The sequence below is a fragment of the Leclercia sp. LTM14 genome (assembly GCF_023736175.1).
Lineage (GTDB): Bacteria > Pseudomonadota > Gammaproteobacteria > Enterobacterales > Enterobacteriaceae > Enterobacter > Enterobacter barmai.
Genome location: NZ_JAIKTT010000003.1, coordinates 330955 through 357367, shown reverse-complemented (window position 1 = coordinate 357367; position 26413 = coordinate 330955). Strand labels below are relative to the sequence as shown.

At 57.1% G+C, this 26413-nt stretch carries 21 protein-coding genes and 3 pseudogenes; 18 read left to right on the top strand and 6 right to left on the bottom strand.

Annotated features, from left to right (window positions below):
- The first annotated feature begins 59 nt into the window (after positions 1-59).
- The 3 genes from K5I40_RS10600 to pspG all read left to right on the top strand — a co-directional run bounded on the left by K5I40_RS10600 (position 60) and on the right by pspG (position 2832).
- Positions 60-1370 (top strand): conjugal transfer protein TraF, encoded by a 1311-nt coding sequence (locus tag K5I40_RS10600; protein WP_251929651.1) that lies wholly within the window; start codon positions 60-62, stop codon positions 1368-1370.
- Positions 1371-1451: 81 nt separating this feature from the next.
- On the top strand, positions 1452-2447 hold the full coding sequence (gene dusA, locus K5I40_RS10595) for a tRNA dihydrouridine(20/20a) synthase DusA (protein ID WP_039031938.1): 996 nt from the start codon (positions 1452-1454) through the stop codon (positions 2445-2447).
- A 142-nt stretch (positions 2448-2589) separates the two neighbouring features.
- Entirely contained in the window at positions 2590-2832 is a 243-nt protein-coding gene (gene pspG, locus K5I40_RS10590) for an envelope stress response protein PspG (protein WP_039031939.1), read from the top strand.
- A 182-nt stretch (positions 2833-3014) separates the two neighbouring features.
- On the opposite strand, the gene K5I40_RS10585 is transcribed toward pspG, so the two are convergent.
- Positions 3015-3998: a quinone oxidoreductase gene (locus K5I40_RS10585; RefSeq protein ID WP_039031940.1), complete on the bottom strand. Its 984-nt coding sequence runs from the start codon at positions 3996-3998 to the stop codon at positions 3015-3017.
- A gap of 71 nt (positions 3999-4069) precedes the next feature.
- On the opposite strand from K5I40_RS10585, the gene dnaB reads away from it, so the two are divergent.
- The 6 genes and pseudogenes from dnaB to K5I40_RS10555 all read left to right on the top strand — a co-directional run bounded on the left by dnaB (position 4070) and on the right by K5I40_RS10555 (position 9747).
- Positions 4070-5482, top strand: a complete 1413-nt coding sequence (dnaB, locus tag K5I40_RS10580; RefSeq protein ID WP_223074512.1) for a replicative DNA helicase — start codon at positions 4070-4072, stop codon at positions 5480-5482.
- Positions 5483-5513: 31 nt separating this feature from the next.
- Positions 5514-6593 carry an alanine racemase gene (gene alr, locus K5I40_RS10575; RefSeq protein WP_223074511.1) on the top strand — a complete coding sequence of 360 codons (1080 nt, stop codon included), beginning with the start codon at positions 5514-5516 and terminating at the stop codon, positions 6591-6593.
- Between the two features lie 168 nt (positions 6594-6761).
- Complete coding sequence (gene tyrB, locus K5I40_RS10570) at positions 6762-7955, top strand: aromatic amino acid transaminase (protein WP_223074510.1); 1194 nt, start codon at positions 6762-6764, stop codon at positions 7953-7955.
- Between the two features lie 191 nt (positions 7956-8146).
- Positions 8147-8859, top strand: a pseudogene (aphA, locus tag K5I40_RS10565) (acid phosphatase AphA).
- A 115-nt stretch (positions 8860-8974) separates the two neighbouring features.
- Positions 8975-9391: a secondary thiamine-phosphate synthase enzyme YjbQ gene (locus tag K5I40_RS10560; protein ID WP_223074509.1), complete on the top strand. Its 417-nt coding sequence runs from the start codon at positions 8975-8977 to the stop codon at positions 9389-9391.
- 2 nt (positions 9392-9393) lie between these two features.
- The gene (locus tag K5I40_RS10555; protein ID WP_039031945.1) at positions 9394-9747 is read left to right on the top strand and encodes an MmcQ/YjbR family DNA-binding protein; all 354 of its coding nucleotides are present in this window, start codon (positions 9394-9396) and stop codon (positions 9745-9747) included.
- On the opposite strand, the gene uvrA is transcribed toward K5I40_RS10555, so the two are convergent.
- A complete protein-coding gene (gene uvrA / locus K5I40_RS10550) occupies positions 9748-12573 on the bottom strand; it encodes an excinuclease ABC subunit UvrA (protein WP_223074508.1) in 2826 nt (941 codons plus the stop codon).
- Between the two features lie 249 nt (positions 12574-12822).
- Between uvrA and ssb1 the strand changes: the two genes are divergently transcribed.
- Positions 12823-13350 (top strand): single-stranded DNA-binding protein SSB1, encoded by a 528-nt coding sequence (gene ssb1 / locus K5I40_RS10545; RefSeq protein WP_039031947.1) that lies wholly within the window; start codon positions 12823-12825, stop codon positions 13348-13350.
- Positions 13351-13432: 82 nt separating this feature from the next.
- On the opposite strand, the gene K5I40_RS10540 is transcribed toward ssb1, so the two are convergent.
- On the bottom strand, positions 13433-13714 hold the full coding sequence (locus K5I40_RS10540; RefSeq protein ID WP_039031948.1) for a YjcB family protein: 282 nt from the start codon (positions 13712-13714) through the stop codon (positions 13433-13435).
- Positions 13715-14261: 547 nt separating this feature from the next.
- On the opposite strand from K5I40_RS10540, the gene K5I40_RS10535 reads away from it, so the two are divergent.
- A complete protein-coding gene (locus K5I40_RS10535) occupies positions 14262-15665 on the top strand; it encodes a sensor domain-containing diguanylate cyclase (protein WP_223074507.1) in 1404 nt (467 codons plus the stop codon).
- A gap of 339 nt (positions 15666-16004) precedes the next feature.
- Complete coding sequence (locus K5I40_RS10530) at positions 16005-17591, top strand: EAL domain-containing protein (protein WP_223074506.1); 1587 nt, start codon at positions 16005-16007, stop codon at positions 17589-17591.
- On the opposite strand, the gene soxS is transcribed toward K5I40_RS10530, so the two are convergent.
- On the bottom strand, positions 17588-17914 hold the full coding sequence (gene soxS / locus K5I40_RS10525) for a superoxide response transcriptional regulator SoxS (RefSeq protein WP_039031951.1): 327 nt from the start codon (positions 17912-17914) through the stop codon (positions 17588-17590). The two genes, K5I40_RS10530 and soxS, sit on opposite strands and share 4 nt — an antisense overlap.
- 98 nt (positions 17915-18012) lie before the next feature.
- Between soxS and soxR the strand changes: the two genes are divergently transcribed.
- From soxR to K5I40_RS10505, 4 genes and pseudogenes are all read left to right on the top strand, one after another.
- On the top strand, positions 18013-18471 hold the full coding sequence (soxR, locus tag K5I40_RS10520) for a redox-sensitive transcriptional activator SoxR (protein ID WP_039031952.1): 459 nt from the start codon (positions 18013-18015) through the stop codon (positions 18469-18471).
- A 275-nt stretch (positions 18472-18746) separates the two neighbouring features.
- The gene (locus K5I40_RS10515; RefSeq protein ID WP_223074505.1) at positions 18747-19418 is read left to right on the top strand and encodes a glutathione S-transferase family protein; all 672 of its coding nucleotides are present in this window, start codon (positions 18747-18749) and stop codon (positions 19416-19418) included.
- A gap of 298 nt (positions 19419-19716) precedes the next feature.
- On the top strand, positions 19717-21066 hold the full coding sequence (ghxP, locus tag K5I40_RS10510) for a guanine/hypoxanthine transporter GhxP (protein ID WP_039031954.1): 1350 nt from the start codon (positions 19717-19719) through the stop codon (positions 21064-21066).
- A gap of 151 nt (positions 21067-21217) precedes the next feature.
- Positions 21218-22862: pseudogene (locus tag K5I40_RS10505) on the top strand (Na+/H+ antiporter).
- Between the two features lie 94 nt (positions 22863-22956).
- Here the strand turns inward: K5I40_RS10505 and K5I40_RS10500 are convergent.
- Positions 22957-23844 (bottom strand): LysR family transcriptional regulator, encoded by an 888-nt coding sequence (locus K5I40_RS10500; protein WP_039031956.1) that lies wholly within the window; start codon positions 23842-23844, stop codon positions 22957-22959.
- 101 nt (positions 23845-23945) lie between these two features.
- On the opposite strand from K5I40_RS10500, the gene K5I40_RS10495 reads away from it, so the two are divergent.
- On the top strand, positions 23946-24356 hold the full coding sequence (locus tag K5I40_RS10495; RefSeq protein ID WP_039031957.1) for a CidA/LrgA family protein: 411 nt from the start codon (positions 23946-23948) through the stop codon (positions 24354-24356).
- The gene (locus K5I40_RS10490; RefSeq protein WP_039031958.1) at positions 24349-25038 is read left to right on the top strand and encodes an LrgB family protein; all 690 of its coding nucleotides are present in this window, start codon (positions 24349-24351) and stop codon (positions 25036-25038) included. The genes K5I40_RS10495 and K5I40_RS10490 overlap by 8 nt, the downstream gene beginning before the upstream one ends.
- 83 nt (positions 25039-25121) lie before the next feature.
- On the opposite strand, the pseudogene K5I40_RS10485 reads toward K5I40_RS10490, so the two are convergent.
- Positions 25122-26398: pseudogene (locus K5I40_RS10485) on the bottom strand (ABC transporter substrate-binding protein).
- Between the last annotated feature and the right edge of the window lie 15 nt (positions 26399-26413).

Genomic DNA, 26413 nt, shown 5'->3' with positions numbered 1-26413 from the left:
TTCTCCTGCGCGGCATATAGCCGCGGGGGTTAATTCACCCAAAATAAGTCAGGTGTCCTGTGAAAATAAAATTCAAACTTTCTGTGGCTGGAATTGCCACCACCTTTCTATTGGCTAATCAGGCTGGAGCAGCCAATACCTGGACGGAAGCACGTGGTGATGCAATGGGGGGGACAGGCGTTGCGTCGGCGCATTATAGCAGCGGGGTATTAATTAATCCGGCCCTGCTGGCAAAGTCGAAAGATGAGGATGATATTGCGGTTATTTTCCCCTCGGTGGGGGCGCAAATAAGCGATAAAGATAATTTGCAGGATAAGATCGACGAAATCAGCGATGAGATCAGCGAGGATCGGCAGATGATCGACGATCTCACCGTGGCGGGGATCCTGGCCGATCCTCAGGGAACGCTCAGGGAGCTGCAGGGGGCTGCAGGCAACCTGGCCGACCAGCTGGAGTTTCTCGAAGGTAAAACCGCCCACGCCAACGCAGGGGGCGGGATAGCCGTCAGTATACCGGGCTCGGGACTGTCGATGGCGTTTGTCGCCAAGGCCAATGCCCACGGGCGTGTCAGCTCGGAGATCGATCGGCAGGATATCGATTTTTTGCGCCGACTGCAGGGTAGCCCGGTGATGACTAACCAGATGGCGCTCGGGGCGGCGCGAAACGGCAGTGACGTGATTACCCGCAATCTTAACTCTGTCGCCATGGGCCGGGGGGCTATCGTCTCCGACTACGGTGTGGCAATCGCCCGTCAGTTTGAATTCAACGACCTGCCGGTTTCGGTGGGCGTGACGCCAAAGCTGCAGCAAACCTGGCTCTGGAACTACACCACCTCCATTTATACCTACGACAGCAGCGACTTTAGCAGCAGCCGCTACCGTAATGACGATACCAGCTTTAACGTCGATGTCGGCGTCGCGGTGGACTTCGGTGAAAACTGGACGGTGGGCCTGAGCGGGCAAAACCTCTTCTCGCGTGATATCGATACCAAAGACATCCGCATTCTCAACGGTCGTACCGGGCAGGAGGTGAGCTATCAGGACACCTACCAGATCCGCCCTCTGGTCACGGCCGGCGTGGACTGGCACACCGGACTGCTCACCCTCAGCGCCGATGGCGATCTGACCGAAACCAAAGGCTTCAAAAGTGAAGATAACGCCCAGTACGTCGGCGTGGGGGCGGAAATCACCCCGCTGGGCTGGCTGGCGGTGCGCGGCGGCTTTCGCGCTGACGTGAGGGGCAACGACAGTAACGTCTTTACCGGCGGGTTAGGCTTTGCGCCCTTTAATACGGTCCATATCGATCTGACCGGCATTTACGGCGAAGACGAAACCTGGGGCGCCGGAGCGCAGTTCAGCGTGACCTTCTGACGGGATCCGGAGGCGCTCTGCCTCCGGCGAAGTATGTGCTATAGTAGCGCCCCATTTTCACCAGATGCTTAAAACTTCGCCATGTCGTCAGAAAACTCGTCCATCTACCCAGCCCACCGTTTTTCCATCGCGCCGATGCTCGACTGGACAGACAGACATTGCCGCTACTTCCTGCGCCAGCTGTCGCGCCACACCCTGCTCTATACCGAGATGGTGACCACCGGGGCAATTATTCATGGCAAGGGCGACTATCTCGCCTACAGCGAAGAGGAGCATCCGGTGGCGTTGCAGCTGGGCGGCAGCGATCCGGCCGCGCTGGCGCACTGCGCGAAGCTGGCAGAGGAGCGGGGTTACGACGAGATCAACCTCAACGTCGGCTGTCCTTCCGACCGCGTGCAGAACGGCATGTTTGGCGCCTGCCTGATGGGTAATGCGCAGCTGGTGGCCGACTGCGTGAAAGCGATGCGCGACGTGGTCTCCATTCCGGTGACGGTCAAAACCCGTATCGGCATCGACGACCAGGACAGCTACGAGTTTCTCTGTGACTTCATCGGCACGGTGGCCGGGAAGGGCGAGTGCGAGATGTTTATCATTCATGCCCGTAAAGCCTGGCTCTCTGGCCTGAGCCCGAAAGAGAACCGTGAGATCCCGCCTCTGGACTACCCGCGCGTCTATCAGCTGAAGCGCGATTTCCCGCAGCTGACGATGTCCATTAACGGCGGCATCAAGTCGCTGGAAGAGGCGAAAGCGCACCTGCAGCATATGGATGGCGTGATGGTGGGCCGTGAGGCGTACCAGAATCCGGGCGTGCTGGCGGCGGTGGACCGTGAAATCTTTGGTATGGATGTTGCCGATCGCGATCCGGTGGCGGTGGTACGGGCGATGTACCCTTACATCGAGCGCGAGCTGAGCAACGGAACCTATCTGGGCCATATCACCCGCCATATGCTGGGCCTGTTCCAGGGTATACCGGGCGCGCGCCAGTGGCGACGTTACCTGAGTGAAAATGCCCATAAAGCGGGTGCCGATATCGAGGTGCTGGAGCAGGCGCTGCGTCTGGTGGCAGACAAGCGATAATTTTCACCAAAACTTCGTCAAATTCACCACGCCCGGCGCCGCATCGCCGGGCGTTTTGCTTTCATATCAATATCTTATTTTTGGCATGGATCTTGTAATGGTCATAGCAGCGTATCGTTGTGATGCATTTGGGGAGAGAGCCATGCTGGAACTACTTTTTGTGATTGGATTTTTTGTCATGCTGTTGGCAACCGGCGTCTCGCTGTTAGGGATCATTGCCGCACTGGTGGTCGCCACCGTGGTGATGTTTATCGGGGGATTGTTTGCCCTGATGCTGAAACTGTTGCCGTGGCTGCTGCTGGCAGTGGCGGTGGTGTGGGCGATACGGGCGATTAAATCGCCAAAACTCCCACGCTATCAGCGCAATAACCGTTTTCGTTACTAAGGTATTGAGCGGTTCGTCACATCCTTGCAACTTTTACGGTAGCATTCCTTAGAACAGAATAGGATTTAGTTATCGAATCTGTCACTATGACCGCCGTTAAAGAATTCATCGAGCTGTACCCTACATACAGCCGAACAAAAAAAGAAAAGAAAAGGGCTTCCTACGGGAAGCCCAATTTCTTATTAGGGGATCAGTAAACTCGACCCCTGTGTCGCCCGGCTCTCCAGCACTTCATGCGCACGTTGGGCATCGCTCAGCGGATACTTCTGCGCCTCTGCCACATCCACCTTTATCACCCCGCTGGCAATCAGCGAGAACAGCTCGTTGCTGGCCTCAACCAGTTCGTCGTGGTTGGTGATGTAGCCCTGCAGCGAAGGGCGGGTGGCGAACAGCGAACCCTTCTGGTTCAGAATGCCCAGGTTCACCCCGGTCACCGGGCCGGAGGCGTTGCCGAAGCTGACCATCAGCCCGCGGCGTTGCAGACAGTCCAGCGAGGCTTCCCAGGTGTCTTTCCCCACCGAGTCATACACCACGCGCACCTTCTTGCCGCCGGTGATCTCTTTCACGCGTTCGACAATGCTCTCTTCGCGGTAGTTAATCACCTGCCAGGCACCCGCCTGCAGCGCCCGCTGGGCCTTTTGCGCATTGCCGACCGTACCGATCAGTTTTGCCCCCAGCGCTTTTGCCCACTGGCAGGCGATCAGGCCCACACCACCGGCGGCGGCGTGGAACAGGAACTGTTCGTCAGGTTTGATCTCGTAGGTTTTGCGCAGCAGGTAGAAGACCGTCAGCCCCTTCAGGAAGGAAGCAGCTGCCTGCTCATACGAGATGGCGCCGGGCAGGATCGCGGCTTTGTCTGCCGGGACGTTGTGAACGGAGCTGTAGGCCCCGAGAGCCGATTGCGCATACACCACGCGATCGCCCTCTTTAATATGTTTTACCGCGCTGCCGACTTTAACCACCACGCCCGCCGCCTCGGTGCCCAGACCGCTTGGCAGAGCAGGGGGCGGATAGAGCCCGCTGCGGATGTAGGTGTCGATATAGTTAATACCAATGGCTTTGTTTTCGACCTGGATTTCGTTATCACCAGGCGCGGCAGGAGTGAACTCTACTGCCCTGAGGACGTCCGGGCCGCCGTGCTTATGAAATTCAATACGCGTTGCCATGCTCCCTCCATTAGAATTAGAAAATATGGTAATCTTTCGACCCACTCTCTATCTCGGTAACTCCATTCACTATGGCAGGAAACAAACCCTTCAACAAACAGACTGAACCCCGCGAACGCGATCCGCAGTTAGCCGGGTTAAAAGTCCCGCCGCACTCGATTGAAGCGGAACAGTCGGTGTTGGGCGGTTTAATGCTGGATAACGAGCGCTGGGACGACGTCGCCGAGCGCGTGGTCACCGACGATTTCTATACCCGTCCGCACCGCCATATCTTTACCGAAATGGCGCGACTGCAGGAATCCGGCAGCCCCATCGACCTGATCACGCTCGCGGAATCGCTGGAGCGTCAGGGGCAACTGGAGTCAGTCGGCGGCTTTGCCTATCTGGCTGAACTGTCGAAAAACACGCCAAGTGCGGCGAACATCAGCGCCTATGCCGATATCGTGCGCGAACGTGCGGTCGTGCGCGACATGATCTCCGTTGCCAACGAAATCGCCGAGGCCGGTTTCGATCCCCAGGGCCGAAACAGCGACGAACTGCTCGACCTGGCCGAGTCCCGGGTGTTTAAAATCGCCGAAAGCCGTGCCAATAAGGACGAAGGGCCGAAGAACATCGCCGAAGTGCTGGACGCCACCGTTTCGCGTATTGAGCAACTGTTCCAGCAGCCGCACGACGGTGTGACTGGGGTTAACACCGGCTATGACGATCTGAATAAAAAGACCTCCGGCTTGCAGCCCTCGGATCTGATTATCGTCGCCGCGCGTCCGTCGATGGGTAAAACGACATTTGCGATGAACCTCGTCGAAAACGCGGCGATGTTGCAGGATAAGCCGGTACTCATCTTTAGTCTGGAGATGCCCTCCGAGCAGATCATGATGCGTTCTCTGGCCTCGCTGTCGCGCGTGGACCAGACCCGGATCCGTACCGGCCAGCTGGACGACGAAGACTGGGCGCGGATCTCCGGCACCATGGGCATTCTGCTGGAAAAACGGAACATCTATATCGATGACTCCTCTGGCCTGACGCCAACGGAAGTGCGCTCCCGCGCGCGCCGTATTGCCCGTGAACATGGCGGTATTGGCCTTATCATGATCGACTACCTTCAGCTGATGCGCGTCCCGTCACTCTCTGACAACCGTACGCTGGAGATCGCCGAAATCTCCCGCTCGCTGAAAGCGCTGGCGAAAGAGCTGCAGGTGCCGGTCGTGGCGCTGTCGCAGCTTAACCGCTCCCTGGAACAGCGCGCCGACAAGCGTCCGGTCAACTCCGACCTGCGTGAATCCGGCTCCATCGAGCAGGATGCCGACTTGATCATGTTCATCTACCGTGACGAGGTTTATCACGAGAACAGCGACCTGAAAGGTATCGCGGAAATTATTATCGGTAAGCAGCGTAACGGCCCAATCGGTACGGTGCGTCTGACCTTTAACGGACAGTGGTCGCGCTTTGATAATTATGCGGGCCCGCAGTACGACGACGAATAACTCTCTGACATTCTTTTAACAAGGAATTGCAATGCAAGCGGCAACTGTAGTCATTAACCGCCGCGCTCTGCGTCACAACCTGCAACGCCTGCGTGAACTGGCTCCCGCCAGCAAATTGGTTGCAGTCGTGAAAGCGAACGCTTACGGACACGGTCTCATCGAGACCGCGCGAACGCTCCCCGATGCCGACGCCTTTGGCGTCGCCCGTCTCGAAGAAGCCCTGCGCCTGCGCGAAGGGGGAATCACCCAGCCGATCCTGCTGCTCGAAGGCTTCTTTAATGCCGCCGATCTGCCGACCATTGCAGCGCAACAGCTGCATACCGCCGTGCATAATATGGAGCAGCTCGAGGCGCTGGAAAACGCGGCGCTCAGCGAGCCCGTTACCGTGTGGATGAAGCTCGACACCGGCATGCACCGTCTGGGCGTGCGCCCGGAGCAGGCTGAGGCGTTTTATCAGCGCTTGAGCCAGTGCAACAACGTTCGTCAGCCGGTCAATATCGTCAGCCATTTTGCCCGCGCCGATGAGCCCGAATGCGGTGCCACCGAGCAGCAGCTCGATATCTTCAACACCTTCTGCGAAGGCAAGCCGGGGATGCGCTCTATCGCGGCATCCGGCGGCATTTTGCTCTGGCCGCAGTCCCATTTCGACTGGGCGCGTCCGGGCATTATACTCTATGGCGTCTCGCCGCTGGAGGGTAAACCCTGGGGGCCTGATTTCGGTTTTCAGCCGGTGATGTCGCTCACTTCCAGCCTGATTGCGGTGCGCGAGCACAAAGCTGGGGAGCCGGTCGGCTACGGCGGAACCTGGATCAGCGAGCGCGACACCCGTCTGGGCGTGGTGGCGATGGGCTACGGCGACGGCTACCCGCGCGCGGCGCCATCCGGTACCCCGGTACTGGTGAATGGCCGTGAAGTTACCATCGTTGGGCGCGTGGCGATGGACATGATCTGCGTTGACCTCGGGCCAGAGGCGCAGGAGAAAGCGGGCGATCCGGTGACCCTGTGGGGCGAAGGTTTACCCGTCGAACGGATTGCAGAAATCACAAAAGTAAGTGCTTACGAACTTATCACGCGACTGACGTCGCGGGTCGCGATGCACTATCTCGACTGATGGCTATGTTCCCTCTCCCCTGTGGGGAGAGGGTCAGGCTGAGGGGAAACAGACCGCACCGCAGGTTCTGTCGCCCACACCCCATCTTCCTTAACATCCTCTCGATCTTCTGCCGCTTCCGGTTTATTGTTGAATTCCCTGCCTCATTATTATCCGGAGAACCATCGCGTGTTCCAGAAAGTCGACGCCTATGCTGGCGACCCCATCCTCTCCTTAATGGAGCGTTTCAAAGAAGATCCGCGCAGCGATAAAGTTAACCTCAGCATCGGTCTTTACTACAACGAAGCGGGCATTATTCCGCAGCTGCAGGCGGTGGCCAAGGCCGAAGCGCGTCTGAACGCCACCCCACACGGCGCGTCGCTCTATCTGCCGATGGAAGGGCTTAACAGCTACCGTCACACCATTGCCCCGCTGCTGTTTGGTGCAGACCATCCGGTGCTGGCACAGAAGCGTGTCGCCACTATCCAGACCCTGGGCGGTTCCGGTGCGCTGAAAGTCGGTGCCGACTTCCTGCACAAGTATTTTCCGGAATCCGGTGTCTGGGTAAGCGATCCGACCTGGGAAAACCATGTTGCCATCTTTGAAGGCGCAGGTTTCACGGTGAATACCTATCCGTGGTTTGACGACCAGACCAACGGCGTGCGCGTGGCCGCGCTGCTGGAAAAACTGAACACCCTGCCGGAGCGCAGCATTGTGCTGCTCCATCCGTGCTGCCATAACCCGACCGGGGCCGACCTGACTAACGATCAGTGGGATGTGGTTATCGAGGTGCTGAAAGCCCGCAACCTGATCCCGTTCCTCGACATCGCCTATCAGGGCTTTGGCGCCGGGATGGAAGAGGATGCCTACGCCATTCGCGCCATCGCCAGCGCAGGCCTGCCGGCGCTGGTCAGCAACTCCTTCTCCAAAATTTTCTCGCTGTACGGCGAACGTGTCGGTGGCCTGTCCGTGGTCTGTGAAGATCAGGAAGCCGCCGGGCGCGTGCTGGGCCAGCTGAAAGCCACCGTCCGCCGCATCTACTCCAGCCCGCCAAACTTTGGTGCGCAGGTGGTGGCGACCGTACTGGGCGATGACGAACTCAAAGCCGAGTGGCTGGCAGAGGTGGAAGCGATGCGTACCCGCATTCTGGCCATGCGTCAGACGCTGGTGGATGTGCTGAAGGACGCCGTTCCGGGGCACAATTTCGACTACCTGCTGCAGCAGCGCGGCATGTTCAGCTATACCGGCTTCAGCGCGCAGCAGGTGGATCGCCTGCGCGAGGAGTTTGGCGTCTATCTGATAGCCAGCGGGCGTATGTGCGTTGCCGGCCTGAACAGCAGCAACGTTCAGCGCGTGGCGAAGGCCTTTGCTGCTGTAATGTAAGCACTTACTCACGGCCTCCTTCCTTCAGTGAAGGAGGCCGTAATGGGTCAAACCGCGCGTTGTGATACTCCTCTTTTATTGCGACTTAGATAAAAATTCTTCTTTCATTCCCCTCCCTCAGCGGTTATTTTCGATGAGGTTTTGACCATCCATTCAAAATAAAATAACGGTTTGAATATTCAGGGGAAAATATGCGCAAGATCACACTGGCGCTCAGCGCTGCCTGCTTATTGCTCTCGCTCAGTCATCCGGTCGCGGCTCGTCCCTCTTCACCTCCACCGTTATATCCCGGCACGACCGTTGCCCGACTGGCTGAGCAGGCCCCCATTCATTGGGTTTCCATCGCGCAAATTGAGAACAGCCTGACGGGCCGCCCGCCCATGTCGGTGGGGTTTGATATTGATGACACCGTGTTGTTCTCCAGCCCCGGCTTCTGGCGGGGTAAAAAACCTGGTCACCGGACAGCGAGGATTACCTGAAAAACCCGGCCTTCTGGCAGCAGATGAACAACGGCTGGGATGAGTTCAGCATTCCCAAAGAGGTGGCCCGGGCGCTGATTGCCCTTCATCTGAAGCGCGGCGACAACATCTGGTTTATTACCGGGCGTCATCCCACTAAAACCGAAACCCTCACCAAAACCCTGCAGCAGGCTTTTCTGATCCCTGCGGCGCAGATGAATCCGGTGATTTTTGCCGGGGAGAAGTCCGGCAAGAATAACAAAACCCCGTGGATCGAACAGAAACAGATCAAGATTTACTACGGCGATGCGGATAGCGACATTACTGCCGCCCGCGAAGCCGGGGCGAGAGGCATTCGGGTGCTGCGCGCCTCCAACTCCACGTATAAACCGCTGCCGCAGGCGGGGGCGTTTGGGGAAGAGGTGATCGTTAATTCAGAATACTGAGTGCCTGTTTGGCGCAGGAAAGAACACTTTTTAAGCAGATTTACCCGCTACGGGTTTTACCTTTCGTCGTATTGCTGCACACTTAGAAGGATTATCCTGCAAAACGGAGCAGCACATGTGGTATCAGCAAACCCTGACCCTGCGCGCCAGGTCTCGCGGTTTTCATCTGGTGACGGACGAGGTTATTGGACAGATCCGCGATCTTCCCCGCATCAACGTCGGTTTACTGCATCTGTTGCTGCAACACACGTCAGCCTCTCTCACGCTTAATGAGAATTGCGATCCTACCGTCCGTTCCGATATGGAACAGCATTTTCTCAAATCCGTTCCCGATAGTGCCCGCTGGGAGCATGATGACGAGGGGCCAGACGACATGCCTTCCCATATTAAATCCTCCATGCTGGGCGTCTCTTTGCTGCTGCCGGTGAATCACGGGCGCGTGCAGCTGGGCACCTGGCAGGGGATCTGGCTGGGAGAACATCGTATCCACGGCGGGTCGCGCAAAATCATCGCCACGCTACAAGGGGAATAATGATGACAATTTCGGAGATACTTCAGTACTGCATGAACAAGCCGGGTGCGGAGCAAAGCGTGCACAGCGACTGGAAGGCCACCCAGATTAAGGTCGCAGATGTGCTGTTTGCGATGGTGAAAGATGTGGAGGGGCGTCCGGCGGCCTCGCTAAAAACCAGCCCTGAACTGGCGGATCTGCTGCGCCAGCAGCACAACGACGTGCGTCCCAGCAAGCACCTGAATAAAGCGCACTGGAGCACGGTCTATCTGGACGGGTCGATTCCGGATTCGCAGATTTACTATCTGGTGGATGCGTCTTACAAGCAGGCGGTAGAACTGCTGCCGGAGATGACCCGGCAGCAGCTGTCAGTGTAACTACTTCAGAAGGGGTTTAAGGAAGCGGGCGGTGTGCGAGGCTTCGCACTGCGCGACGGTTTCCGGGGTGCCGGAAACCAGGATTTCGCCGCCACCGCTGCCGCCTTCCGGGCCGAGATCGACAATCCAGTCCGCGGTTTTAATCACGTCCAGGTTATGCTCAATCACCACGATGGTGTTGCCCTGATCGCGCAGCTGGTGCAGTACGTCAAGCAACTGCTGGATATCGGCAAAGTGCAGACCGGTGGTCGGTTCATCCAGAATGTACAGCGTCTGACCGGTGCCGCGTTTGGAGAGCTCACGCGCCAGCTTCACGCGCTGCGCCTCCCCGCCCGACAGCGTGGTCGCCGACTGGCCCAGACGAATGTAGGTCAGACCGACATCCATCAGGGTCTGGAGCTTACGCGCCAGCGCCGGAACGGCATCAAAGAACTCGCGTGCTTCTTCGATGGTCATATCCAGCACTTCGTGGATGGTCTTGCCTTTGTACTTAATCTCCAGCGTTTCGCGGTTATAGCGCTTGCCTTTGCACTGGTCGCACGGCACGTAGATATCCGGCAGGAAGTGCATCTCAACTTTGATCACCCCATCGCCCTGACAGGCTTCACAGCGTCCGCCGCGCACGTTAAAGCTGAAGCGGCCCGGCGTATAGCCGCGTGAACGCGATTCCGGCACGCCGGCAAAAAGTTCACGTACTGGCGTAAACACGCCGGTATAGGTGGCCGGGTTGGAGCGCGGGGTGCGACCAATCGGGCTCTGATCGATATCGATCACCTTGTCGAAATGCTCCAGGCCGTGGATCTCGCGATACGGCGCCGGTTCAGCCAGGGTTGCGCCGTTAAGCTGAGTCTGCGCAATCGGGAACAGGGTGTCGTTAATCAGCGTTGATTTACCGGAACCCGACACCCCGGTAATACAGGTGAACAGGCCGACCGGCAGGGTGAGCGTGACGTCTTTCAGGTTGTTGCCGCGCGCGCCGGTCAGTTTCAGCACTTTTTCCGGGTCAGCAGGGACACGCTGTTTCGGCACTTCAATCTTCCGCTTGCCGCTCATGTACTGGCCGGTCAGGGATTCCGGTACCGCCATAATGGCGTCCAGAGGCCCTTCCGCCACCACCTCACCACCGTGGACGCCAGCGCCCGGACCGATGTCGATCACGTGGTCTGCCGCGCGGATGGCGTCTTCATCGTGCTCAACCACAATCACCGTGTTGCCGAGGTTACGCAGGTGGATCAGCGTCCCGAGCAGGCGCTCGTTGTCGCGCTGGTGCAGACCGATAGAGGGTTCATCCAGCACGTACATGACGCCCACCAGACCCGCACCAATCTGGCTCGCCAGACGGATACGCTGGGCTTCGCCGCCGGAGAGCGTCTCTGCGGAGCGGGAAAGCGTCAGGTAGTTCAGGCCAACGTTGACCAGGAACTTGAGGCGATCGCCGATCTCTTTCAGCACTTTCTCGGCGATTTTCGCCCGCTGGCCGGAGAGCTTCAGGTTGTTGAAGAAGTCCATCGCGTGGCCGATGCTCATGTCTGAGATGGTCGGCAGCGGCGTGTTTTCAACATACACGTGACGCGCTTCGCGACGCAGGCGGGTGCCGTCACAGGTGGCGCAGGAGCGGTTGCTGATGAACTTCGCCAGCTCTTCACGCACCGCGCTGGATTCCGTCTCTTTGTAACGACGCTCCATATTGTGCAGCACGCCTTCGAACGGATGACGGCGCACCGAAGTATCGCCGCGATCGTTCATGTATTTGAACTCGATGTTCTCTTTGCCGGAACCGGACAGGATCACTTTGTGCACGGTTGGGCTCAGGCTGCCCCACGGCGCTTCGACGTCGAACTTATAGTGTTCCGCCAGCGACTTCAGCATCTGGAAATAGTAGAAGTTACGCTTATCCCAGCCGCGGATCGCGCCGCCAGCCAGCGACAGTTCCGGGTTCTGGATCACCCGGTCAGGATCGAAGTACTGCTGCACGCCCAGGCCATCACAGGTCGGGCAGGCGCCCGCCGGGTTGTTGAACGAGAACAGACGTGGTTCCAGCTCGCGCATGCTGTAGCCGCAAATCGGGCAGGCGAAGTTGGCGGAAAAGAGCAGCTCTTCCGCTTTCGGATCGTCCATATCGGCGACCACCGCCGTACCGCCGGAGAGATCCAGCGCGGTTTCGAACGACTCCGCCAGGCGCTGGGTCATGTCGTCACGCACCTTGAAGCGGTCGATCACCACCTCGATAGTGTGTTTCTTTTGCAGCTCCAGCTTCGGCGGATCGGAGAGATCGCACACTTCACCGTCGATACGGGCGCGGATATAACCCTGGCTTGCCAGGTTCTCCAGCGTTTTGGTGTGCTCGCCCTTACGCTCTTTAATGATTGGCGCAAGCAGCATCAGGCGTCGGCCTTCCGGCTGCGCCAGCACGTTATCCACCATCTGGCTGACGGTCTGCGCCGCCAGCGGGACGTCGTGGTCCGGGCAGCGCGGCTCGCCTACGCGGGCATACAGCAGACGCAGGTAGTCATGGATTTCGGTGATGGTCCCGACGGTGGAACGCGGGTTATGGGAGGTCGACTTCTGCTCAATAGAGATAGCCGGCGACAACCCTTCGATATGGTCGACGTCCGGTTTTTCCATCAGCGACAGGAACTGACGCGCATAAGCAGAGAGCGATTCAACGTAACGACGCTGTCCTTCGGCATACAGCGTGTCGAAAGCCAGAGAAGATTTGCCTGAGCCTGACAGCCCGGTCACGACGATCAGTTTGTCGCGAGGGATGACGAGGTTGATATTCTTGAGATTGTGGGTGCGGGCGCCCCGAACTTCGATCTTATCCATTCACCTTTCCCGGTAGGTAGATACACGGAATGCCTGGTTTGTTTGAAGGACAACCGGCAGAAACGGCTAATTATGACACAAATTGAACTGGCTGGATATACAGTATTGGAATGCAAACTCTGATTAAGTGTGCAACAATGTACAGTTCGTGAGAACTCTGGAAGATGCTCCGCAACTATCGGAAGACCACGTGGAAATGGTACACTCGCGCGCTTACACTATTCAGAAATGTTTTCAGGAGACACGATCATGGCCAGCAGAGGCGTAAACAAGGTGATTCTCGTCGGTAATCTGGGCCAGGACCCGGAAGTGCGCTATATGCCGAGTGGTGGTGCAGTGGCCAACATTACGCTGGCTACTTCCGAATCCTGGCGTGATAAAGCGACCGGTGAGATGAAAGAGCAGACCGAATGGCACCGCGTTGTGCTGTTTGGCAAACTGGCCGAGGTGGCCGGTGAGTATCTGCGTAAAGGTTCTCAGGTCTATATCGAAGGCCAGCTGCGTACCCGTAAATGGACCGATCAGTCCGGCGCAGAAAAATACACCACCGAAGTGGTGGTCAACGTCGGCGGCACCATGCAGATGCTGGGTGGCCGTCAGGGCGGCGGCGCACCGGCAGGTGGCGGCCAGCAGCAGCAGGGCGGTTGGGGTCAGCCTCAGCAGCCACAGGGCGGCAACCAGTTCAGCGGCGGCGCGCAGTCTCGTCCGCAGCAGCCGTCTGCGCCAGCGCAGTCCAACGAACCGCCAATGGATTTCGACGACGATATCCCGTTCTGATCGCCAGAACCTGCGATTCGCAAAAACAAAAAACCCAGACAAGCGTCTGGGTTTTTATATTCAGCGTAAATGCCCGCAGGCATCAGGTGTACATCATCGGCCAGTCCGGCGGGGTGTGGCTCATCGCCTCTACCATGATCGTTTTTACGTTATTCCAGACCGCAGCCATATCCAGCAGGGTAATGCCCAGCAGGCCGGTGGCAAACCAGCATGCCGCCGCCAGCCCCAGACAGGTGCTGATCACCGCCAGCGCCGCGTAATCTGATTTTTTAAACTGAATGTTCAGCGTGCTGGCCAGAAACATCAGCACAGCGCTCAACAACTCCCAGCGTGCCAGGACAACACCGGTGGTAATAGCTGCCATAAAACGATCCTCAAAGATAACCGCCGCCGGGTATAGCGCGACGTTGCCCGGACATGGCAAACTGGCTATCGGCAAGCTCAGACTCATCAAAATGAAACGATGTTTTGTGTTACATCGGAATGTGTGAACTATATCACACTTGTTCTTTTATTCGCCAGTGGGCAAACGCACGAAAAAAGCGTTTTTTAACCACTATATAACTGTGGATATATCGCCAAAGAATATATCTTTAGTCTGCTAAGTGCCGTAGTCGCGATAACTTCATTGATAATTCATTGAGATAAGAAAACATGTACAGGCCACGGGGCGATGTACAATATTTACAGCCTCAGGGCTATAGATTATGCTTCATCCGGTTACTTAATTTGCCCGTAATAAATAAATCAGGTTTTAACTGGTTATTATTTTTCTGTACTTTTAATTTTACACACGCGTTCTTATTCGACAGGCCTACAGCCGCATTAATTGATGCTGACTGAATTACCCTGCACCCCTGATTTATTCGTTGCGACATTTTTTATCTCGTTAATGAGCTACGAATAAAACGATGAAGCAAGCAAATCGAGAGAATATAAATGACAGTGCACGGGCCCTGCACGCATTAGCTAAATTAATGCCAAAACTATCGTCGCAGCGGACCTTAATGGATCTCCTGCAGACGATTAATCATACCTTTGGCGCCCAGCTCAGTTGGGTAATGATGGAGGATGAAGCAGGCCAGCAGCAGTTTGTCAGTACTGGTGAATTAACCTGTTATCCAACGGAAATTAAAGCCTTTCTCGCCAGCACGTTATTGCAGCGTCATCACCAGGCGTGGCGGGTAATCTGCTGGAAAGAAAATTCAGGCACGCTGATATTCCCTCCCACGCATCCGGGACATACGCAATTACAGTGCGGCGTGCTGTATAAATTGTCCCCGCAACATGACCCGTGCAACGGCTACTTCTTCCTCGGGTTTACGCAACCGCAAGAGAGCATCACCGTGCTGAAAGAGGTGGTGGTAATTCTGGTTGAAAAGCTGAAGGACTATCTGACCGGGCTGGTTGCCCGCGAGCGCACGGCCAAAGAGATGCAGCGAGTGATCACCCAGTATAAAACGCTGTTTGAACGGGCACCGGTGCTGATGAACTCGTTTGACCGGCACAGCCGCTGCGTATTATGGAATGCCGAGTGCGAAAAGGTATTTGGCTGGACGATGGCGGAAATCAACGCCCATTCCGATCCGCTGGCGCTCTTTTATCCTGACCCTGAGGTGCGCCGCCGGGTGCGCGAGTCGGTCAATACCACGCCCCTGAACGACATGTACGAATGGCACCCGGTGCGGCGGGACGGCGTGCAGCTGACGATCCTCTGGTCGAACATCTCCCTGCCGGACGGCTCCATCCTTAATATCGGGCTCGATATTACCGCGCGTAAGAAAGCGGAGCAGCAGCTGCATATGAAGGCCACCACCGACGATCTGACGCGCTGCCTGAACCGCTTTGCCATCCTGCAGCAGATTGGCGCAGCGCTGGAGGCCTGCCGACGCGAGCAGGCCGACAGCCACTTCTCCGTTATGATGCTCGACCTGGATTTCTTCAAACAGATTAACGACAAGTGGGGTCATCTGGTGGGCGATGCCGCGCTGGTCCATTTTTGCGACTGCCTGCGGGCGCTGATGCCGCCGGGCTCGGCGTTGGGTCGGGTTGGCGGCGAGGAGTTTCTACTGCTGCTGCCCAAAACCCGCAGCGACGCGGCGGTGCAGCTCTCAATAGCGCTGCGCCAGGCGCTCTCGCTTACGCCGCTTAAGGTCGGCAGCCGATCCTTAACCCTCTCTTTCAGCGCTGGCGTGGTGGAGGTGTGCGGAAAACCGCGCGATACCTCATCGCTACTCATTAGCGCAGATAAGGCACTTTACGATGCCAAGCGCGGCGGAAGAGGAAAAACAATCGTCGCGGTTGATTATTTATAAATCACTTTAATGAGGCTCACGGGATAAATAGCACAAAATTTCATGATGAAGTTGCGCTTCTTTCACTCTCCCGGTAGTTTGCCTTAATCAACAACGTTCTGTTGAGTAATCCGGGAGCCTGGCTTTGTCGTCCGATAATTATTTTCCTGAATAAAGACGAAACGAATACTTTCAGTTTGGCTTACGGACAAATATTATCGGCATAACTAAATATTAGGTTATTGGCGTTAAAAGTCAGTTGCTAACTTCGCATGATTCATGCAACGTAATCACCTGTTTAGCAAAGCATCCGGCCTTCATGACTACAGGCACATAAAAAGCAGGGATAATAGGGCGGAAATGAATCGTAACGCACGGGACAAGGTGCTGAAGATAGTCGGGGTTATCATGGTAGTTTTGCTACCTGTGATGCTTGCGCTATGGTTTGCTCAGCAACGCGCGGTCAACGAAACAAGCAGTCAACTTCGCTCATTTGCTGCCCTTGCTTTAGACAAAACTGAACTGGTTATTCAGCAGGTTGAACTGGCCCGTCATGAGGCGGAAAAATACTCGGGTGATATTTGCACACCGGAACACCGGCAATATATGTTAAATGTTGTCCGTGGACGACTCTACATTGCCGACCTGCTGTATGCCCAGGGTAAAGAGTTTCTCTGTTCAACGACCAGCACCCCTGAAAACCCCTATATAATTTCTGCTGCCAATTACCAACGCGCGCCTGACGTCTCTATCTATTATTATCGCGATACGCCGTTTTACGCGGGATATAAAATGACCTATATGCAGGTCGATAATTATGTGGTGGTGGTTAATCCCCTGACCTATAGCGAAGTGATGTCATCAGACCGCTCCCTGGCATGGGGCGTATTTGACACGGTGAATAACGATTTTTTCTCTATCAGCGAACAGGCCAATGAAAATGAATTAAAAAAGCTGACTGGTGATAATGACGCTATTTTCCAGAACGAAGGCCGCTTTTACACCATCGTTCGCTCGGACAAACGTCCGATTGCCGCGATTGTTTCCACCACCAGTCAGCGCTTTTATGAAGTGCTTTATCATCAGGCAACATTAACTCTGCCGCTGGGGATGATCAGCAGCATTATTATTTTACTGATGTGGTCACGAACGCGACGCGAATTTAATTCGCCGGGTCGCTTATTGCATCGGGCACTAAATAAGAGACAGCTTTGTCTGCATTACCAGCCGATTATCGACATCAAAACCAATGAGTGTGTAGGGGCAGAAGCGCTGTTACGCTGGCCGGGGTTTAACGGCCCGGTAATGAGTCCGGTAGAGTTTATCCCGCTGGCAGAAAAAGAGGGGATGAGTGAACGTATCACCGACTACGTCGTAGAAGAAGTATTCAACGATCTGGGCCATTTCCTGGCCTGTAACCCGCATCTCTATATCTCCATTAACCTCTCGGCGACGGACTTCCACTCTTCACGCCTGATTGCGATGATCACCGATAAGGCCCGGCACTACAACGTGCGGGCGCAGCAGATCAAGATCGAAGTAACGGAGCGCGGTTTTATCGACGTTCCCAAAACCACGCCGGTGATTCAGGCCTTCCGCCAGGCGGGATACGAAGTGGCGATTGACGATTTTGGTACCGGCTATTCCAACCTGCACAACCTCTATTCGCTGAACGTGGACATCCTGAAGATCGACAAGACCTTTATCGATACGCTGACCACCAACAGCACCAGCCATCTCATCGTCGAGCACATTATCGAAATGGCCCAGAGCCTGCGCCTGAAAACCATCGCGGAAGGGGTGGAAACCGTTGAGCAGGTAATGTGGCTGAACAAGCGCGGCGTGCAGTATTGCCAGGGCTGGCACTTTGCCAGGGCGATGTCACCGCAGGATTTCATGACCTGGCAACATCAGCCCGTCGCGGCAGCCCTTGCCCATAGCCACTAGTTGAGCTGATGGCGATAGTCGCTGGGGGTGCGATCAAACTCGCGGCGGAAGACGCGGGAGAAGGTCTGCTGGGAGACATAGCCTAAATCCATCGCGATATCAAAAATGGGCCGCTGGGTGGTGCGTAGCGCCTGGGCAGCCAGCAATAATCTGCGCTGACGAATGTACTCGCCCAGCGTCTGGTGCATAACGGCGCGGAACATTCTCTGTAAGTACCACTTCGAGTAACCCGACTTCTTAGCCACCACATCGATACTCAAAGGTTGATCGATATGGTCATCCATCCATTCAATAAGTGTCTGAATAATTTGTTGATGCGACATAGAGTAGCCTCTCTCTGGATACACCTGTATCGGTTGATTCGTGGTTTTGTCTGCGGGCGAGTATAATTCCTCAAGTTAACTTGAGGTAAAGAGGTTTTATGGAAAAGAAATTACCGCGGATTAAACCGCTGCTGTCCCCGGGCGAGGTGGCAAGGCGTAGCGGCGTGGCGGTCTCCGCACTGCATTTCTATGAAAGCAAAGGGTTAATTAAGAGCATCCGCAACACCGGCAACCAGCGGCGCTATACCCGCGACGTGCTGCGCTATGTCGCCATCATTAAGATCGCCCAGCGCATTGGCATTCCGCTGGCGACCATCGGCGAGGCGTTCGGCATTTTGCCGGAGGGACATACCCTGAGTGCGAAGGAGTGGAAAGCCTTGTCCTCCCAGTGGCGCGATGAGCTGGACCGGCGTATTCATACCCTGGTGGCGCTGCGTGATGAACTTGATGGCTGCATCGGCTGCGGATGCCTGTCGCGCAGCGACTGCCCGCTGCGTAACCCGGGGGATAAACTGGGCGAGCAGGGAACCGGCGCGCGACTGCTGGAAGAGGATTAGCCCGGCGCATAAAAAACTAAAGCGCCACAACAGGGCGCTTTAGTTTATTCCCGGTCTTTGTCTTTCTCTCTATCCCGCTGGTTCACAGGAGGGTTTCCCCCGACATCAACACCCCTCAGTCGAGCATCTGGTGGAGGTTCCGGTTTGTGCTGACAATTTAAGTCTAGGCCGCGGCATCAGGTTTTCCAGCCTCATCGCGCAAAATCTCGGCAAAATTTTTTCGCCGGGTTGTGCAATTTTCTATAGTTAGTGAGTACAGCTAACTGGAGATATCGATGATTACGGTCCACCACCTCAATCAGTCCCGATCGCAGCGCGTGCTCTGGGCGCTGGAAGAGCTCTCTCTGCCTTACCAGATCGTTCGTTATCAGCGCGATAAAACCATGATGGCCCCCGCCACGCTGCGCAAAGTCCATCCGCTGGGGAAATCCCCGGTGCTGGAGGACAACGGCCTGATCCTGGCGGAATCGGGCGCTATCCTTGAATATTTGCAGGAGACTTACGACCAGGGCTCGCAGCTAAAGCCGCAGGATCGCGAGCTGAAGCTGCAATACCGTTTCTGGCTCCATTACGCGGAAGGCTCGCTGATGCCGCTGCTGCTGATGAAGCTGGTCTTTTCCAGCCTGGGTAAGCCGCCTATCCCGTTTGGCCTGCGTTCGCTTGGCAAGGTGCTGGGGCAGGGGGTGCAGAAGGCGTATCTCAACCGTCAGCTGGAAACCCACGCCCGTTTTCTGGAGTCCTCACTTGCGGATCACCGCTGGTTTGCCGGGGATCATCTCAGCATGGCGGACGTGCAGATGAGCTTTCCCGTTTTCGCCCTGCTGGAACGTGGCGGTATAGAGGATCTGCCTCGCCTGCAAGCCTGGAAGAAAAACGTCGAAATGCGTCCCGCCTGGCAGCGGGCGATCCAGCAGGGCGGTCCGTTCGAAATCCCTGGCGAACCATGAAAATGTTATCAAATTGCGCATTCACGATAACGTTTGCGCATACTCTGCTCACTTCTTCACCGCCTCGCACGTAATTTGGCGAAAAACGTCAAAGTTAAGTTGAAAAAGCCCGCGTTTAGACCGGATAATCGTTTGCCTTCATTTCGACACCCGTTTTGTCAGCGCAAAGCTAAACGTTTGCTTTTTTTATGACGCCCCTATTTGTCATAAACGCAGCACATGGATATGACGTTTTGCCGGTCGTGGAGTGTCCGTCACGCTGACAGACGACAATTATAATTTTCAGGGGATGTTTTCTATGTCTACGCCATCTGCGCGTACCGGCGGTTCACTCGACGCCTTCTTTAAAATTTCTGCCCGCGGCAGTACCCCACGTCAGGAGATCGTTGCCGGTCTGACGACCTTCCTGGCCATGGTCTACTCGGTGATCGTCGTGCCGGGCATGCTGGGCAAAGCCGGTTTCCCACCGGCGGCAGTCTTTGTCGCTACCTGTCTGGTTGCCGGTGTCGGCTCTATCGTGATGGGCCTGTGGGCTAACCTGCCGCTGGCGATCGGCTGTGCTATCTCGCTGACTGCCTTCACCGCTTTCAGCCTGGTGCTGGGCCAGCAGATCAGCGTCCCGGTTGCGCTGGGCGCCGTGTTCCTGATGGGTGTGCTCTTTACCATTATCTCTGCCACCGGTATCCGCAGCTGGATCCTCCGCAATCTGCCGCAGGGCGTTGCGCACGGAACGGGGATCGGTATCGGCCTGTTCCTGCTGCTGATTGCCGCTAACGGCGTGGGCCTGGTTATCAAAAACCCGTTGGACGGTCTGCCGGTTGCGCTGGGTAATTTCGCCAGCTTCCCGGTGATCATGTCGCTGATTGGCCTCGCGGTCATCATCGGTCTGGAAAAACTGAAAGTGCCGGGCGGCATCCTGCTGACCATCATTGGCGTCTCCATTGTTGGCCTGATTTTCGATCCTGCCGTGCACTTCTCCGGCGTGTTCGCGATGCCTTCCCTGAGTGACGAAAACGGCAAATCGCTGATCGGCAGCCTGGATATCATGGGCGCGCTGAATCCGGTGGTGCTGCCAAGCGTGCTGGCGCTGGTAATGACCGCGGTCTTCGATGCCACCGGCACCATCCGTGCGGTAGCCGGTCAGGCTAACCTGCTGGATAAAGACGGTCAGATTATCGATGGCGGCAAAGCGCTGACCACCGACTCCCTGAGCAGCGTCTTCTCGGGCCTGGTGGGTGCAGCCCCGGCGGCGGTATACATCGAATCGGCGGCGGGTACCGCGGCAGGCGGTAAAACCGGTCTGACGGCTGTCACCATTGGCGTGCTGTTCCTGCTGATCCTGTTCCTTGCCCCGCTCTCGTATCTGGTTCCGGCCTACGCCACCGCCCCTGCGCTGATGTACGTTGGCCTGCTGATGCTGAGCAACGTGGCGAAAATTGATTTTGCCGACTTCGTTGATGCGATGGCTGGCCTGATCACGGCGGTATTCATCGTGCTGACCTGTAACATCGTTACCGGCATCATGATCGGTTTCGCCTCCCTGGTGATTGGCCGTGTGGTTTCTGGTGAATGGCGCAAGCTGAACATCGGTACGGTGGTGATTGCCGTCGCGCTGGTGGCGTTCTACGCGGGCGGCTGGGCGATCTAAGCTGTCAACTGCATAAAAAGACGGGTGGCTCAGGCCGCCCGTTTTTATTTTCAGAACACATCTCGTTGTCTTATGCGTTACTCTGGGAAAGGTACATTAAGGCACGATGCCAATGGCCTAAACGAACCGAATCATCGCAAACAGGGAACGCATGGAAATTTTCTTCACAATACTCATCATGACCCTTGTGGTCTCACTTTCCGGGGTAGTCACCCGCGTACTGCCCTTTCAGCTACCGCTGCCGCTCATGCAGATTGCCATCGGTGCTCTGCTGGCGTGGCCGACGTTCGGATTGCATGTCGAGTTTGATCCGGAACTGTTTCTGGTGCTGTTTATTCCTCCTTTGCTGTTTGCCGACGGCTGGAAAACGCCCACGCGCGAGTTTCTCGAACACGGGCGCGAGATCTTCGGCCTGGCGCTGGCGCTGGTGGTTGTCACCGTGGTGGGGATCGGTTTTCTCATCTACTGGGTGGTGCCGGGTATCCCGCTGATACCTGCCTTTGCGCTGGCGGCGGTGCTGTCGCCAACCGATGCCGTGGCGCTGTCCGGCATCGTCGGTGAAGGACGGATGCCGAAAAATCATGGGGATTTTGCAGGGCGAGGCGCTGATGAACGACGCCTCCGGCCTGGTGGCCCTGAAGTTTGCCGTCGCCGTGGCGATGGGCACGATGATCTTTACCGTCGGCGGCGCTACCGTCGAGTTCTTCAAAGTGGCAATCGGCGGCATCCTCGCCGGGTTTGTGGTGAGCTGGCTGTACGGCCGTTCGCTGCGCTTCCTCAGCCGCTGGGGCGGCGATGAACCCGCTACGCAGATTGTCCTGCTGTTCCTGCTGCCGTTCGCCTCTTATCTGATTGCGGAACATATTGGCGTGTCGGGCATTCTGGCCGCGGTGGCGGCGGGGATGACCATCACCCGTTCCGGCGTGATGCGTACCGCGCCGCTGGCGATGCGCCTGCGCGCCAACAGCACCTGGGCGATGCTGGAGTTTGTCTTTAACGGCATGGTGTTCCTGCTGTTGGGCCTGCAGCTGCCGGGCATTCTCGAATCCTCGCTGGTGGCGGCAGAGGCCGACCCGAACGTCGAAACCTGGATGCTGTTTGCCGACATCGTGCTGATTTACGCCGCGCTGATGCTGGTGCGCTTCGGCTGGCTGTGGACGATGAAAAACTTCAGCGTGCGTTTCCTGAAAAAGAAACCGATGGAGTTTGGCTCCTGGACCACGCGCGAGCTGTTGATCTCGACCTTTGCGGGTGTGCGTGGGGCGATCACCCTGGCGGGTGTGCTCTCTATTCCGCTGCTGCTGCCGACCGGCGACGTCTTCCCGGCGCGCTACGAGCTGGTGTTCCTGGCGGCGGGGGTGATCCTGTTCTCGCTGTTTGTCGGCGTGGTGATGCTGCCGATCCTGATGCAACACATGGAGGTGGCCGACCACGTCCAGCAGCATAAAGAGGCGCGCATTGCCCGGGCAGCGACCGCTGAGGTGGCGATTGTCACCATTCAGAAGATGGAGGAGCGTCTGGCGGCCGATACCGAAGAGAACATCGATACCCAGCTACTGAAAGAGGTGAGCTCGCGGGTGATTGGTAACCTGCGCCGCCGTGCGGATGGCCGCAATGACGTTGAGAGCTCGCTGCAGGAGGAGAACCTCGAACGCCGCTTCCGCCTGGCCGCGCTGCGCGCTGAACGCGCGGAGCTGTACCACCTGCGCGCCACCCGGGAGATCAGCAACGAGACGCTGCAAAAACTGCTGCACGATCTCGATTTGATGGAAGCGCTGCTGATAGAGAAGCAGTAGCCGCGAATACCCCTCACCCTGACCCTCTCCCCATAGGGGAGAGGGGATAATCGGGCACGGTGCGGCTTTTTCCCTCTCCCCTATGGGGAGAGGGCTAGGGTGAGGGGGCCCAAAACCCCTCACAACATTTCAACCATGCCTGGGCGCTGTGCGACAGGTACACCCCTTCCCGCCAGATCATCCCCAGTTGCCAGTGCAGATCGCTCTGCAGCGGGATCCAGCGCAGCGTGTTTTTATCCAGCCGCTCGCAGATGGGCTGGGGCAATATCGCGATCCCGACTCCCGCCTGCACCATCGCCGCCAGAAAATCCCACTGCCCGCTGCGCACCGCGATGCGCGGCTTGACGCCGTGCTGGTTGAACAGCTGCATCAGCTGACGGCTGAGGGCAAAATCTTCGTTGTAGATCAGCAAAGGATGCTCGGCCAGCAGTTCAGGATTGATGGCATCAAGCTTCAGCCAGCTGCCGGAGCGCGGCACCAGCACGCACAGCGGATGGCTGAACAGCGGCAGGGCGGTCAGGCCGCTGTCCTCCTCCACCGGCAGGGCGGTCATCGCCAGATCCAGCTCGCCGTTGATCACCGCCTGCTGGACGGTTAAGCCGCCAAATTCAGAAATTTTCAGCTCCACGCCGGGATAGCGCTGGCGAAACAGGCTGATGGGCCCGGCCATCATCATGCCCACCATCGGCGGGATGCCGAGGCGCAGGACGCCTTTGTTCAGGTGGTTGATGTCGCCAAGCTCCGCCTCCAGCTGGCGAAACTCCGCCAGGATCGCCAGCCCGCGCTCAAACACCACGCGCCCGGTGTCGGTTAAGAGCAGCTTGCGGCCGTCGCGGATCAGCAGGGTACAGTTCAGTTCATCTTCGAGGTTTTTTAGCATTTTGCTGATGGTGGGCTGGGTAACAAAGAGCTTCTCCGCGGCGCGGGTAAAACTCTGCTGGCGGACCACTTCGACAAAGTAACGCAACGTGCGTATGTCCATGACTATTCCTCGAAACTATACCTTTGATGATTTTAATTCATTTCAGTGAATTACGGGCGCTGACTATACTGGCGCTTCATCTCATTTTGAGGAAATCTCCCATGACCGTGGCGCTAAGTCGCGTTACGCCTGCCGTCGTGCAACGACTCCAGGTACCGGTTCAGGTACTGCTTTATGCGGGTCTGTTTGTCTTCGCTGAATATCTTGTGAGCTGGCTGCACCTGCCGCTGCCGGCCAATCTGGTCGGGATGTTGCTGATGTTCAGCCTGATCCTCTGTCGCGTTATTCCTCTCAACTGGGTGCGAGCGGGCTCGCGCTGGCTGCTGGCCGAGATGCTGCTGTTTTTCGTTCCGGCGGTGGTGGCGGTGGTCAATTACGTTCAGCTGCTGATGGTGGATGGTTGGCGCATCTTTGCGGTGATCGCTCTGAGCACCCTGATGGTGCTGGGTGCGACCGCGTGGGTGGTGGATAAAGTGTACCGCTTCGAAATCAGCAGGCAGAAACATGACTAACTTTCAGGTCAGCGTCCTCTGCCTGGTGGTGACGCTGGCGATCTACTTCGCCAACAAACGCCTCTATCGCCGCTTTCGCAAACTGCCCCTGATGCCGCTGGTTTTCACGCCGATTTTGCTGGTGATGATGCTGGTGTGGGGCCATATCTCCTGGCAGAACTATATCGGTGAAGCGCACTGGCTGCTGTGGCTGCTGGGCCCGGCGACCATCGCCTTTGCGGTGCCGGTGTACGACAATCTCGCGGTGATCAAACGCCACTGGATGTCGCTCTCTGCCGGGGTGATCACCGCCACGGTGGTGGCCGTCACCAGCTCCGTCTGGCTGGCGCGGTTATTTACCCTGTCGGATGAGATCCAGCGCAGCCTGGCGGTACGCTCCGTCACCACGCCGTTTGCTCTGGCGGCGGCAAAACCGCTCGGCGGACAGCCGGATCTGGTGGCGCTGTTCGTGGTGGTGACCGGGGTGTTTGGCATGGCGGTAGGGGACATGCTTTTTCTGCGCCTCTCCATCCGCGAAGGGATGGCGAAAGGGGCCGGATTTGGCGCGGCATCCCACGGCGCAGGCACCGCCCGCTCTTACGAGCTGGGCCAGCAGGAGGGCGTTGTCGCCAGCCTGGTGATGATGCTCTCCGGCGTGGTGATGGTGCTGGTGGCACCATTGGTGGGCTGGTTGATGTTCTGAGACTTTTATTGCCGGGTGGCGCTGCGCTTACCCGGCCTACAGAACCGTAGGCCCGTGCAAGCGCAGCGCCGCCGGGCAATACGCTAACGGTTAAGTCTGCGCACAATCCGCTCCACCTTCTGGCGGAAATCCGCCGCGGCCTGGGCGGGCTGCTGACCCTGCTCCAGCTTTTCCCGCGCCGAGCTGAACTGGTCGATCACCTGCAAATCTTCGATGTAGGGCGTGGCGACGACCGTGGTGTGCAGCGACTGCGCCTGACGCAGGCCCGCAATTACCGGATCGCCCGGGTCAATCACCCCTTTCTCCGTTAGCTGCGTTTTTGCCGCCTTGTTGAGCGGAATGCCCCGCTCCAGCCCCAGGGCCTGCACCGACTGCGGATCGTTGAGCAGGTAGTTCACCAGAATGGCCGCCTCTTTCGGGTGTTTAGTGGATTTCGCCACCGACAGCATCTGCGCCGTTTTGAAGTACACCCCGGACTCCTGCGTGCCGGGCTGCATCACGTAGTCGCCCAGCACCAGCTTCGCCGGTGGCGTCATATTGTTGGCAAACATGCGGATGGTGATGTTCCAGGTGAACAGGCCGCCCCACTCGCCGTTGATCCACGGCTTCATCTCATAGAGGTTGCCTTTGCCGTAGGAGGAGAGGGTTTTTGGCGACGGCAGAATGTGGTCGTCGCTCAGGCGCTTCACAAAGCCGAAGGCCTCGACCCACTGGGCGTCGTTCCAGGCGAAGGTGCCGTCGCTGTTGAACATCGGCTTCTGATGGATCTGCATCATGTATGCATTGAGCAGCAGAATGACATCCTGATCGACCATGGCGTAGGGGTAGTAGTTGTTGCCCAGCTTCTGCTGGAAGATCTTCCCGGCGGCGAAGAAGTCATCCCAGGTTTTAGGATACGCCAGCCCGGCTTTCTGCCAGGTAACGTCGTTATAATAAAAGACCGGAGCGTTGACCGAAATCGGCAGGCCGTTGAGCTTGCCTTTCACCGTGGTCGACTGCAGATCCTGCGCCTGGTACTGACTTAAATCGAGCTCCGCTTTCAGCTTATCCAGGTCGTAATACCCTTCGCCGTTTTTGGAAAAATAATCAGCCACGGCCAGTTGGTCTGCATCACATCCGGCTCGGTGCCGCTCGCCATCTGGGTGGTCAGGCGCGAAAGATGTCCGTCCCAGCCGGTGTATTCGGCCTTCACTTTGATCTCCGGATGGGCTTTCTCAAAGGCTTCCAGCGCCTTTAATGTGGCCTGGTGACGGCTGTTGCCACCCCACCACGACATGCGTAATTCAACGGGCGACTGCGCCCAGACAGAGGTACAGGAAAATAACAGCGATGCGATGACACCTGACAGGAGTTTATTCATTATTTTTCTCCGGGA